Here is an 11,622-nt window from a genome sequence, read left to right as displayed (position 1 = left end):
TTCCATGGTTTCCATCACTGCTACAAGGATGCCTGGTCAGTCCTGCGGCAGGCTGGCCGCCAGCAGCTCGACGAAGCTGATGCCCTCGCGGGCGACCCCGAAGACCTCGGCCCTGCGCAGGGTGCGCTCGGCCCAGGCCCGGTGCGGCTTGACCTCGTTCATCTTGTTCGTGTAGGCGGAACGCAGTACGCCGCCGCCGCTGCGGTCCTCGTGCAGGATGTCGGCCGCGTCGGTGTATTCCTCGTGGGTGACCACGCTCAGCGCGTGCACGACCGGCACATGGGTGGGGTGGATGCAGGTCTTGCCCTGGAGCCCGTTGGCGCGGTCCAGCTCGATCTCGCGCAGCAGCCCGTCCATGTCGCGCTCCAGCAGGGCCTCGCGCAGGTCCTCGGCCTCGGGGGTGAAGGGGCTGCGGCGCAGCTGCGGCTTGAACATCCGCTCCTGGTGGCGGAAGTATTCCCAGACCGGTCCTGTCACCACGAAGCCGCTGCCGTCGGCGCGGCCCAGCACGTTGACCACGTCGGCGATCACGGCGGCGACGATCTGGACGTCGTAGGCGGTCATGGCCGGGGCGCGGCGCAGCCCGTAGGTGGAGCAGAAGTCGGTGACGCCGAGCCGCAGCGCGAGCACCCGCTCACGGTATTTGTCGACGGTGCGGGAGATGCCGTAGAGCGTTTCGACCCGGCTCTCCAGGTGCATCAGCTCGGGCGACTCCAGCACGGGCATGGCGAACAGCCGCCGCCCGCTGGATGCCTCGGCGGCGCTGAGCGCCTCCAGGAAGGGGACGCCGGACTCCTCGGTGAATTTGGGCAGGACGAAGCCGGAGAGCAGCGCCGCGTTCTCGCCGAGGCGGTGCACGAGGTCGGTGATCTGGGCGGGGGTGCGGACCCGGATGAACAGCAGCGGGATGTCGCCGCCCGCGCCGGGGCGGGCGGCCAGCTCGGCGAACTGCCGGACGAGGTTGGCCTCACCGGCCGGGACGTCCCGGTCGTCGATGGAGTCCTCCAGGCACAGCACCATGGACACGACCCCGCGGGCGGCCTGCTTGAGCACGTCGGCGGCGAGCGTGAGGCGGGTGGCCGGGCTGTAGAGCGTGGCCCCGAGGGCCGCCGCGAGCGTACGAGCCGGCGAGTCGGCAGTGAACTCCTGCGGCTCGCGGTGGAACAGTTCTTCCCTCGTCTCTGCGGCGAGGTGTCCGAAGTGTCGCATTGCGCCCCCTTTCAATCATACGGGCCTGAGGACATCTGGCCGATTATCGTACGGGCGGCCATGTGACACTCGTTCCCTCAGCGCGTGAAATACAAGTAACCGGCGCAGGTCCACCGTGTGACGTTCTGCATGCCGGGCGCGGTTGTGACCTCCACGGGCGGCTCCACCGGACATGTCGCCCATGGACGATCTTCCGCCGACCCGCGGCCCGGCGTTGTGAGCGACCCCGTGGGAAGGGCAGGATGACCGGCATGACGCACGCGATGGTGAAGGGCTCGAACGTCCCCCTCGACGCCGCGGGCATCCGGGCGGTGCTGCGCTGGAGCCCCGGCACCGGCACACCGGACGTGGACGCCTCCGTGCTGCTGCTCGGCCGCGACGGCCGGGTGCGTTCCGACGCCGACTTCGTCTTCTACAACGAACCGCGGCACCCCAGCGGGCTGGCCCGCCACCTGCCCAAGAAGCGCGGGCCGGAGGGCCTGACCGACACCGTCGAGGTCGATCTGGCCGCGCTGGACTCCGGGGTCGACCGGGTGGTGATCGCCGCCTCCTGCGACGGCGGCCCCTTCCGGCTGGTCCGCGACCTGTGCGTGCTGCTCTACGCCACCTCCGGGCCGCAGCACTCCCCGCTGGTCACCTTCGAGGTCCGCCCCGACACCGGCGGCGAGACCGCGCTGAACTGCGGCGAGCTGTACCGCAAGGACGGCGGCTGGAAATTCCGGGCGGTCGGGCAGGGCTACACCACCGGACTGGTCGGCCTGGCCACCGAGTTCGGCATCACGGTGGACGACGTCGACGTGGACGCGGGGCCCGACCGCGCCGCCCCGCCGCAGTCCCAGTCCCAGCCGCAGTCCCAGCCCCAGCCCCAGCCGCAGTCCCAGACCGCGGCCATGGAGGCGACCAGGGCCCACCAGCCGGACCTCGGGCCGACCAGCGCCTACGGATACCCGCTGCCGGCCCCCGCGGGCGGCCACGTGCCCGCACAGCCCGCGTACGGCTACCCGCAGCCCGTCGCCTCGGTCCCGGCGCCGCCGACCGTCCCGCCGCACCAGCAGCCGCAGCCGGGCTACCCGGCCTACGGCTACCCGCAGCCGGTGGGCGCCGCCGCGGCCTTCACGCTGCCCCCGCAGGGGCCGCAGTTCCAGCCGGGGCGCTGAGCGGCCGGCGGGCGGGCGCTCACACCTTGGACTTGAAGCCGCGGCCCCACTGGAGTCCCCAGCCGTAAAGCCGGTCGATCTCGGCCTGGAAGCCGTAGACGTACCTGACCTCGCGGCGCACGGTCAGCTCGCCCTTGCGGTTCTCGATCAGCACCACCGCGCAGGAGCGGGCCTGCGGCTCGCGCTCGGTCAGCGGTATCTCGATCCGCGGGCCGGAGCCGGGGAAGATCTCCACCTTGGCGTGGGTGCGGTCGAAGGCGGGCGTGCCGTCGTAGATGTACACGAAGACCAGCAGCCGCTTGAACTCGTCGCGCTTGTCGAAGTTGATGTACAGCGTCTCGCCCGAGGTGCCGCCGAACCGGTCGTCGCCGCTCATCTGGATGTACGGGGGCGCGTCGAGGTCGCCGAGGAAGTTGCCCAGCGGCTGGACGACGCCCTTGGAGCCGTCGGCCAGCTCGTACATGCACGCCAGGTCCAGGTCGACGTTGACCATCGCGGGACCCGCCGCCTGCACCACCTGGGGGCGGAAGACGTCGAACTGGCGGCGCAGGAAGCTGCGCCGGTCGTCGCTGTGCCAGCCGCCGGTGTCCGTGGCGCGCATCTCCCAGGACAGGTTCACCCGCATGTTGCCGACCGCCGCGCCCTGCTTGGTCAGCGACACCACCGGATGCCGTTTGGTCAGCTCCACCGTGTGCGCGTTCGCGACGTCGAACTGCCCCGCGCCGCTCGGCCGGAAGAAGTCCCTCCACGCCACCATGCCGCCACCCCTCCCCTAACCGCAGCCCGCGGCTGCCCGCACACGCGGCTGCCCCCGCCGGACGACGGGGGCAGCAGTGCTCGACTCGCGACCGGTCACACTCGGGTCGTGACTTCGGTCTTGTCGTCCGACTCCTGGGAACCTTCCCCGACACGCCGGTTGCGTACCACCGAGGACCAGTAAGAAGCGGCGATCAGCACCACACCGACCAGGCCGGTGATCACCTCGCTGACGTCGTACTTGATCGTGACCAGCAGGATGACCGACAGCGCGCCGATCGCGTAGTGCGCGCCGTGCTCCAGGTAGACGTAGTCGTCCAGGGTGCCCTTGCGGACCAGGAAGACCGTCAGCGACCTGATGTACATCGCGCCGATGCCCAGGCCCAGCGCGATCTCGAAGATGTCGTTGCTGATGGCGAAGGCGCCGACGACACCGTCGAAGGAGAAGGAGGCGTCGATGACCTCCAGGTACAGGAACATGAAGAACGCGGCCTTGCCGGCCAGTCCCGCCACCTGGCGGCCGCTGGGTCCTGTCCGCTCCGGCGACTTCTCCGCGATGCCCTCGTCCGCGTCCTCGTCGTCGTCCTCCTCCTCTTCGAGGCGGTCCTCGAAGAAGCCGGAGACCCCGCCGACGACGAGATAGGTGATCAGACCGCCGACGCCGGCCAGCAGCACCGTCTCGGCCTTGTCGACCGTGCCGTGGCCGCCGTGCACCGGCACCCCGGTGGCGACGGTGGTGGCCACGACGACCAGGGCGATCATCGCGATGGCCACCGACAGCATGTCCAGCTTGCCGAGCTTGGCCAGCGGCTTCTCCAGCCAGCCGAGCCAGGTGATCTCGCGCTCCTCGAAGATGAAGTCCAGGAAGATCATCAACAGGAACATCCCGCCGAAGGCGGCGATGGCCGGGTGGGCACCGGTGACCAGGCTCTCGTAGCGGTCGTGGTCGTTGATCGCGACCCGGACCGCCTCCCACGGGCTCAGCTTCGCGGTGATCGCCACGATGATGATCGGGAAGACCAGCCGCATGCCGAACACCGCGATGAGCACGCCGACGGTGAGGAACATCTTCTGCCAGAAGGCGTTCATCTTCCGCAGGATGCCCGCGTTGATCACGGCGTTGTCGAAGGAGAGCGAGATCTCCAGGACGGACAGGATCGCCACGATCGCGAGTCCGTGCCACCCCCAGAGGACTGTAGCCAGGGCGAGGCCGGCGACAGTGATGCCGAACGACCAGCCGAATGTTCTGAGGAGCACGTGCTTCCCACCCAATCCTGGTGACCTTTGACCACGAGGTGCCCCGCGCGGTACGCGACTTTACGAAACGTTGACCCCGAAGTCTAGGGCGATCCCGCGCAGCCCCGACGCGTACCCCTGCCCCACGGCACGGAACTTCCACTCCCCGCCGTAGCGGTACAGCTCGCCGAAGATCATCGCCGTCTCGGTGGAGGCGTCCTCAGTCAGGTCGTAACGGGCCAGCTCGGCCCCGTCGGACTGGTTGAGCACCCGGATATAGGCGTCGCTGACCTGTCCGAAGGTCTGCACCCGGGCGTCGGCGTCGTAGATCGAGACCGGGAAGACGATCTTGTCGACCTGCTCGGGGACCAGGGTCAGGTCCACCAGGATCGTCTCGTCGTCACCGCCGCTGCCGCCGGTCAGGTCGTCGCCGGTGTGCTCGACCGAGCCCTCCGGACTCTTGAGGTTGTTGTAGAAGACGAAGTATTCGTCCCCCAGCACCCGGCCGTTCCCGCACAGCAGCGCGCTGGCGTCCAGGTCGAAGTCGGCCCCGGTGGTCGAACGGGCCCTCCAGCCCAGGCCGATCTGCACCGCGGTGAGATTCGGCGCGGCCTTGGAGAGGGAGACATTGCCTCCCTTGGCGAGCGTGACGCCCATGGTGGTCCTTTCCCCCTTGGCGGGTACTGCTCAGACGTTGACGCCGAAGTCCTGCGCGATACCCCGCAGCCCCGACGCGTAGCCCTGGCCGATGGCCCGGAACTTCCACTCCCCGCCGTGCCGGTACAGCTCGCCGAAGACCATCGCGGTCTCGGTGGAGGCGTCCTCGGTCAGGTCGTAACGGGCCAGCTCGCGCTGGTCGGCCGCGTTGAGCACCCGGATGTAGGCGTTGCGGACCTGGCCGAAGCTCTGCTGGCGCGACTCGGCCTCGTAGATCGAGACCGGGAAGACGATCTTGACGACATCGGCGGGCACCCCGGCGAGGTTGACGTTGATCACCTCGTCGTCGCCCTCGCCCTCACCGGTGAGGTTGTCACCGGTGTGCTCGACCGAGCCGTCCGGGCTGCGCAGGTTGTTGAAGAAGACGAAGTGCTGGTCCGACAGCACCTTGCCGGCCTCGTTGGTGAGCAGCGCGCTCGCGTCGAGGTCGAAATCGGATCCGGTGGTCGTCCGCGCGTCCCAGCCCAGACCGACGACGACCGCCGTGAGATTAGGGGCCTCCTTGGTCAGCGAGACGTTGCCACCCTTGCTCAGGCTGACTCCCACGAGTCCTCCCCATCGGTTCGATTGTGTACGTATGGCACCGGGTCGATGTGCCCGATCAACGAGCCGAGCTTAGTGACCGGTTCCCGTCGACCGCACCGCTTCCAGCGCCTTTACGTACTCATGAACGTCCCGGGCGTCCGGCAGAGCGTTGATCACCGACCACCGGACGATGCCGGAGGGGTCGATCACGAAGCTGCCGCGCACCGCGCAGCCCTTGTCCTCGGCGAACACTCCGTACGCCCGGGCCGCCGCCCCGTGCGGCCAGAAGTCGGAGAGCAGCGGGAAGTCCAGGCCCTCCTGGTCGGAGAACACCCGCTGGGTGTGCATCGAGTCACACGAGACGCCGAGGACCTGCACGTCCTCGCTCTGGAAGACGGCGGAGCGCGCTTGCAGCTCCTGGAGCTCGCCGGTGCAGACGCCGGTGAAGGCGAAGGGGTAGAAGACCAGCAGGACCGACGCCCGCTCGCGGAAATCGGCGAGGGTCACGGTGCGGCCGTGCTGGTCGGGCAGGGAGAAGCCCGGTGCCGGGCTGCCGATTGCGCTCATCGCGCGAGTTCCTCCTCGGGGGTGCGCCCCGCCCTGCCGGGCGCCTCGGGGTGCCCCCCCGGGTCTGCCGGGTACGGCCGTCCCCGGGACCTTTCCCGGGCGGGTGGCTGCGCGCGCAGTTCCCCGCGCCCCCGAGGCGGCGTGCCGCCGCGGAGGACGTGCACCACTTCGGGGGCGCGGGGAACTGCGCGCCCGGCCATGGCGCATCGGCGGGCGGCCGACGGCGGCAACCCCCGCGGCGGGGAGCCGCACACCGCCGAACCGCCCGGGGCTAGCGCTTTCCGGCGCGGGCGGCCTTGGGGGTCACGAGGCGACTGCCGGTCCAGTCCTTCGCAGCGTTGACGCTGCTGGTCTGGGCGAGACCGGCCGTCTGGGCCGCCTCACCGATCTCGCTGGGCTCGACGTGGCCGTCGCGGCCCGTCTTCGGGGTCATCAGCCAGATCGGGGCGCCGGGATCGACGGTCGATGTGGCGTCGACAAGCGCGTCGGTGAGGTCGCCGTCGTCCTCGCGGAACCACAGCAGGACGGCGTCGGGCACGTCGTCGTACTCCTCATCGGCGAGCTCTTCGCCCGTGAGCTCCTCGATCCCCTCGCGAAGCTCCTGGTCGCAATCCTCGTCGTACCCGAGCTCCTGGACCACCTGTCCGGGCTCGAAACCAAGCCGGCTCGCCGGGTTGGTCCGCTCCTCCGCGTGGTCCGCGGTCGCGCTCACGCTTTGCCTCCTGTCATGGGGACTGTCGGTTCGTCTCAGTCCAGTGTGTGCCCACGCGCACGCGGACTTATTGGCGGTAGTCCACACGGGCGCGGCGGATCGCGCAAGTACCCGGCGTACGAGACCGCCGAAACGGTGACGATTCGACCGTGTCGCCGCAACCCGCACACCCCATGGTGACGCAGCTCACGACGGTTTGCCGGTCTTGCGCACGATTGGCACCGCCAATCGGTCGTACGTCCGACTGGGCGTAGAGTTCGGATTCGGCCGCAGGGGCGACCACTGGTCCCGCAGCCGCCGTCCCGCAGGCCCTGCGGTTACCACTGGGTAGAGATGACGTTTCGCGCGGCGCGGTACACGATGGATGCGGCGCGACCCAGTAGAGCACCGCGCACCGACGAGCAGCAAAGGAAAAGCGTGGCTTCCGGATCCGATCGCAACCCGATCATCATTGGCGGCCTTCCCAGCCAGGTCCCGGATTTCGATCCCGAGGAGACGGCGGAATGGCTGGACTCGCTGGACGCGGCCATCGACGAGCGCGGCCGTGAGCGTGCCCGCTATCTGATGCTCCGCCTCATCGAGCGCGCCCGCGAGAAGCGCGTCGCGGTGCCCGAGATGCGCAGCACCGACTACGTGAACACCATCGCGACAAGGGACGAACCGTTCTTCCCCGGCAACGAGGAGATCGAGCGCCGGATCCTGAACGCGACCCGGTGGAATGCCGCGGTCATGGTCTCGCGCGCGCAGCGCCCCGGTATCGGCGTCGGCGGCCACATCGCGACCTTCGCCTCCTCCGCCTCGCTCTACGACGTGGGCTTCAACCACTTCTTCCGCGGCAAGGACGACGGCCTCGGCGGCGACCAGATCTTCTTCCAGGGCCACGCCTCGCCCGGCATCTACGCGCGCGCCTTCCTGCTGGACCGGCTGAGCGAGCCGCAGCTCGACGCCTTCCGGCAGGAGAAGTCCAAGGCGCCCGAGGGGCTGTCCAGCTACCCGCACCCGCGGCTGATGCCGGACTTCTGGGAGTTCCCGACCGTGTCGATGGGCCTCGGCCCGCTCGGTGCGATCTACCAGGCCCGGATGAACCGCTACATGGAGGCGCGCGGCATCGCCGACACCTCCGCCTCGCACGTGTGGGCCTTCCTCGGCGACGGCGAGATGGACGAGCCGGAGTCGCTGGGCCAGCTGTCCATCGCCGCCCGCGAGGGCCTGGACAACCTGACCTTCGTGGTCAACTGCAACCTCCAGCGGCTCGACGGCCCGGTGCGCGGCAACGGCAAGATCATCCAGGAGCTGGAGTCGCAGTTCCGCGGCGCCGGCTGGAATGTGATCAAGCTGGTCTGGGACCGCAGCTGGGACCCGCTGCTCGCCCAGGACCGCGACGGCCTGCTGGTCAACAAGATGAACACCACGCCCGACGGCCAGTTCCAGACGTACGCCACCGAGTCCGGCGGGTACATCCGCGACCACTTCTTCGGCGACGACCAGCGGCTGCGCAAGATGGTCGAGAACCTGACCGACGAGCAGATCCTGCACCTCGGGCGCGGCGGCCACGACCACCGCAAGATCTTCGCGGCCTACACCGCGGCCATGCAGCACCAGGGCCAGCCGACGGTGATCCTCGCCCAGACCATCAAGGGCTGGACGCTCGGACCGAACTTCGAGGGCCGCAACGCGACCCACCAGATGAAGAAGCTCACGGTCGACGACCTCAAGCGCTTCCGCGACCGGCTGCACCTGCCGATCACCGACCGCCGGCTGGACGAGGGCTACCCGCCGTACTACCACCCGGGCCGGGACTCCGAGGAGATCCAGTACATGCACGACCACCGCAAGGCGTGCGGTGGCTATGTACCGACCCGGATCGTCCGCGCCAAGCCGCTGGAGCTGCCGGGCGACAAGGCCTACGCGACGGCGAAGAAGGGCTCGGGCCAGCAGTCCATCGCCACCACGATGGCCTTCGTGCGGGTGCTCAAGGACCTGATGCGGGACAAGGAGATCGGCAAGCGGTTCGTGCTGATCGCCCCCGACGAATACCGCACGTTCGGCATGGACGCGTTCTTCCCGAGCGCGAAGATCTACAACCCGCTGGGGCAGCAGTACGAGTCGGTCGACCGCGAACTGCTGCTGGCGTACAAGGAGTCGCCGACCGGGCAGATGCTGCACGACGGCATCTCCGAGGCGGGCTGTACGGCGTCGCTCATCGCCGCGGGTTCGGCGTACGCCACCCATGGCGAACCGCTGATCCCGGTCTACGTGTTCTATTCGATGTTCGGCTTCCAGCGCACCGGCGACCAGTTCTGGCAGATGGCCGACCAGCTGGCCCGCGGCTTCGTACTGGGCGCCACCGCGGGACGGACCACCCTCACGGGTGAGGGCCTCCAGCACGCCGACGGCCACTCCCAGCTGCTGGCGTCCACCAACCCGGCCTGTGTCGCGTACGACCCCGCGTACGGCTTCGAGATCGCGCACATCGTGCAGGACGGCCTGCGCCGGATGTACGGGGAGACCGCCGACGGCAAGCCGGGCGAGGACGTCTTCTACTACCTGACCGTCTACAACGAGCCGATCCAGCACCCGGCCGAGCCGGCCGACGTCGATGTCGAGGGCATCCTCAAGGGCATCCACCGCGTCAGGCCGGGCGAGGCCGGCGCCATCCCGGCGCAGATCATGGCGTCCGGCGTGGCGGTGCCGTGGGCGATCGAGGCGCAGCGGCTGCTCGCCACCGACTGGAACGTACGGGCCGACGTATGGTCCGCGACGTCCTGGAACGAGCTGCGGCGCGAGGCCGTCGCCGTGGACGAGCACAATCTGCTGCACCCCGAGGAGGACCAGCAGACCCCGTACGTGACGCGCAAGCTGTCCGGGGCCGAGGGGCCGTTCGTGGCCGTCTCGGACTGGATGCGCTCGGTGCCGGACCAGATCGCCCGCTGGGTGCCGGGGCGTTACACCTCGCTCGGCGCGGACGGCTTCGGCTTCGCCGACACGCGCGGGGCGGCGCGGCGTTTCTTCCACATCGACGCGCAGTCGATCGCGCTCGCGGTACTGACCGAGCTGGCCCGCGACGGGAAGATCGACCGGTCGGCGCTCAAGCAGGCCGTGGACCGGTATCAGCTGCTTGACGTGGCAGCGGCCGAGGCCGGCACGGCCGGCGGCGACGCCTGACGCTCTTTCACCGAGCCCCGGACCGGCAGCACGCCGGTCCGGGGCTCCGGCGTTTGCGGGCAGCTTTTCGTACCGGACAATTCCCGGCTAAACCATGATCCAGGTCACACCGTGTTCTGAGGGCTCTCCCGGTCTTCTACGCTGGGGGTGAGCGCCGTCTCCGCCCATCACGCGGACGGCGTACCGCAGTTGGAGCCCCCTGTGGCTCGTCGTCCAGGGCTTCCCCCTCCTTCCTGTCCGCGAGGCATCCGCGAGTGACCCTTCTCGAAGCGCGTATGAGTCCCACCTCCTTCCGCGCCCTGCTGGCGCTCGCCGTCGTCTTCGTGATGCTGGCGACCACCGGCTGGACGGCGGTCCGACCGCACGGACCCAGCGACGCACGGACCGCGGCTGTCTCGGCCTGGATGCGCGCCACCATCGGCGGGCGCCGCTTACCCGACCCGGTCCACGCCCCCGCGGGCGGCGTCGCCCGCTTCTTCGCCGCGCTCAGCCATCCGCAGGCCCTGCTGCTCGCCCGCCGCTACCCGCTGGTCGTCGGCAACCTCAACGGCGTCCCGCTCGACCTGCGTTACGAGGCCAACCGCTGCGCGCTGGTCAAGGCCCGCGCCGACGAGCGGGCCCGCGCCGCGAGCGGCACGCTCACGCCGGCCGGCCGCAAGGACGCGGGCCGCCGCGCCGAGCGCTACACCTCGCTGCTCACCGGGCGGCGGCAGATCCTCGCCTTCGACCCCAGCGGCGCGGGCCGGGCCGCCGAGGTCCTCGGCGACCTCGCCATCGCGACCCGGGTCGCGGTGGTGGTGCCGGGCGTCGACACCAACATCCTCAGCTTCGAGCGCCCCGCCAAGGCGTACACCGCCCCGGTCGGCATGGCCCGCGCGCTCTACGGGCGCGAGCAGGCCGCCGACCCCGGCGCCGCGACCGCGGTGATCGCCTGGGCCGACTACACCACCCCCAGCGGCGTCGGCCTCGACGCGTCCACCGCGAACCTGGCCGAGCACGGCGCGACCCGGCTCGAAGCGCTGCTCAGCGCACTGCCGCGGACGCAGCGCGTCTCGCTCTTCTGCCACTCCTACGGCTCGGTGCTGTGCGGGGTCGCCGCGCCGGACCTGGCCAGGGGCCAGATCGCCGACATCACCGTCTTCGGCAGCCCGGGGATGCACGTCAAGCGGGCCTCGCAGCTGCACACGACGGCGAACGTGTGGGCGGCCCGGGACAGCAGCGACTGGATCGAGGACGTCCCGCACCTGGAATTCGCCGGCCTCGGCCACGGTACGGACCCGGTCTCCGGGAAGTTCGGCGCCCGCGTCGTCAGCGCGGAGGGCGCCGCCGGCCATCCCGGATACTTCGCGCCGGGGACGGCGAGCCTGGCGAACTTCACGGATATCGCGCTCGGGGACTACGCGGCTGTCAGGTGCGACAGCGACGCGGACGCGCTCTGCACCGCGGGCCTGGCCTGAACCGTCCCCCCGCGGGACGCGCCCGGGGGCCGCACGTCCTGCCCCGCGGGAGCCGCCGCCGGACCTTCCCCCGGTGGTGGGCCCGTCGCGCCCCTGCGGGACGCCACGGCCGCCGCCGGGA

The 11,622-nt window shown here is 70.2% G+C and carries 10 protein-coding genes; 3 read left to right on the top strand and 7 right to left on the bottom strand.

Going from position 1 to position 11,622, the window contains the following annotated elements:
- Positions 1 to 36 precede the first annotated feature (36 nt).
- A complete protein-coding gene (locus OHA86_RS27090) occupies positions 37 to 1,209 on the bottom strand; it encodes an HpcH/HpaI aldolase/citrate lyase family protein (RefSeq protein WP_329179303.1) in 1,173 nt (390 codons plus the stop codon).
- 242 nt (positions 1,210 to 1,451) lie between these two features.
- Here OHA86_RS27090 and OHA86_RS27085 point away from each other — a divergent pair, with 242 nt between their 5' ends.
- On the top strand, positions 1,452 to 2,366 hold the full coding sequence (locus OHA86_RS27085) for a TerD family protein (protein WP_329179301.1): 915 nt from the start codon (positions 1,452 to 1,454) through the stop codon (positions 2,364 to 2,366).
- Positions 2,367 to 2,385: 19 nt separating this feature from the next.
- On the opposite strand, the gene OHA86_RS27080 is transcribed toward OHA86_RS27085, so the two are convergent.
- The 6 genes from OHA86_RS27080 to OHA86_RS27055 form a co-directional block, all read right to left on the bottom strand.
- A complete protein-coding gene (locus OHA86_RS27080) occupies positions 2,386 to 3,123 on the bottom strand; it encodes a TerD family protein (RefSeq protein ID WP_329179298.1) in 738 nt (245 codons plus the stop codon).
- Positions 3,124 to 3,218: 95 nt separating this feature from the next.
- Positions 3,219 to 4,379 (bottom strand): DUF475 domain-containing protein, encoded by a 1,161-nt coding sequence (locus tag OHA86_RS27075; protein WP_329179296.1) that lies wholly within the window; start codon positions 4,377 to 4,379, stop codon positions 3,219 to 3,221.
- A 60-nt stretch (positions 4,380 to 4,439) separates the two neighbouring features.
- Positions 4,440 to 5,015 (bottom strand): TerD family protein, encoded by a 576-nt coding sequence (locus OHA86_RS27070; protein ID WP_329179295.1) that lies wholly within the window; start codon positions 5,013 to 5,015, stop codon positions 4,440 to 4,442.
- A gap of 30 nt (positions 5,016 to 5,045) precedes the next feature.
- Complete coding sequence (locus tag OHA86_RS27065; RefSeq protein WP_033175112.1) at positions 5,046 to 5,621, bottom strand: TerD family protein; 576 nt, start codon at positions 5,619 to 5,621, stop codon at positions 5,046 to 5,048.
- Positions 5,622 to 5,690: 69 nt separating this feature from the next.
- Entirely contained in the window at positions 5,691 to 6,167 is a 477-nt protein-coding gene (locus tag OHA86_RS27060) for a peroxiredoxin (protein ID WP_329179292.1), read from the bottom strand.
- 271 nt (positions 6,168 to 6,438) lie between these two features.
- Positions 6,439 to 6,879 carry a DUF3052 domain-containing protein gene (locus OHA86_RS27055; protein ID WP_033175114.1) on the bottom strand — a complete coding sequence of 147 codons (441 nt, stop codon included), beginning with the start codon at positions 6,877 to 6,879 and terminating at the stop codon, positions 6,439 to 6,441.
- A 417-nt stretch (positions 6,880 to 7,296) separates the two neighbouring features.
- Here OHA86_RS27055 and aceE point away from each other — a divergent pair, with 417 nt between their 5' ends.
- Together aceE and OHA86_RS27045 are read left to right on the top strand one after the other, a co-directional pair.
- Positions 7,297 to 10,044, top strand: coding sequence for a pyruvate dehydrogenase (acetyl-transferring), homodimeric type (gene aceE, locus OHA86_RS27050; protein ID WP_329179286.1), 2,748 nt, complete (start codon positions 7,297 to 7,299; stop codon positions 10,042 to 10,044).
- Between the two features lie 254 nt (positions 10,045 to 10,298).
- Positions 10,299 to 11,501 (top strand): alpha/beta hydrolase, encoded by a 1,203-nt coding sequence (locus OHA86_RS27045; RefSeq protein WP_443071899.1) that lies wholly within the window; start codon positions 10,299 to 10,301, stop codon positions 11,499 to 11,501.
- Positions 11,502 to 11,622 lie beyond the last annotated feature (121 nt).

The organism is Streptomyces sp. NBC_01477 (assembly GCF_036227245.1).
Classification (GTDB): Bacteria; Actinomycetota; Actinomycetes; order Streptomycetales; family Streptomycetaceae; genus Actinacidiphila.
The sequence above is the reverse complement of the archived record's forward strand: the minus strand, read 5'-3'. Positions and strand labels throughout refer to the sequence as shown.

Coding starts and splice junctions, on each gene's coding strand:
- OHA86_RS27090 (WP_329179303.1), bottom strand. CDS start 1,209: ATGCGACACTTCGGACACCTCGCCGCAGAGACGAGGGAAGAACTGTTC.
- OHA86_RS27085 (WP_329179301.1), top strand. CDS start 1,452: ATGACCGGCATGACGCACGCGATGGTGAAGGGCTCGAACGTCCCCCTC.
- OHA86_RS27080 (WP_329179298.1), bottom strand. CDS start 3,123: ATGGTGGCGTGGAGGGACTTCTTCCGGCCGAGCGGCGCGGGGCAGTTC.
- OHA86_RS27070 (WP_329179295.1), bottom strand. CDS start 5,015: ATGGGCGTCACGCTCGCCAAGGGAGGCAATGTCTCCCTCTCCAAGGCC.
- OHA86_RS27060 (WP_329179292.1), bottom strand. CDS start 6,167: ATGAGCGCAATCGGCAGCCCGGCACCGGGCTTCTCCCTGCCCGACCAG.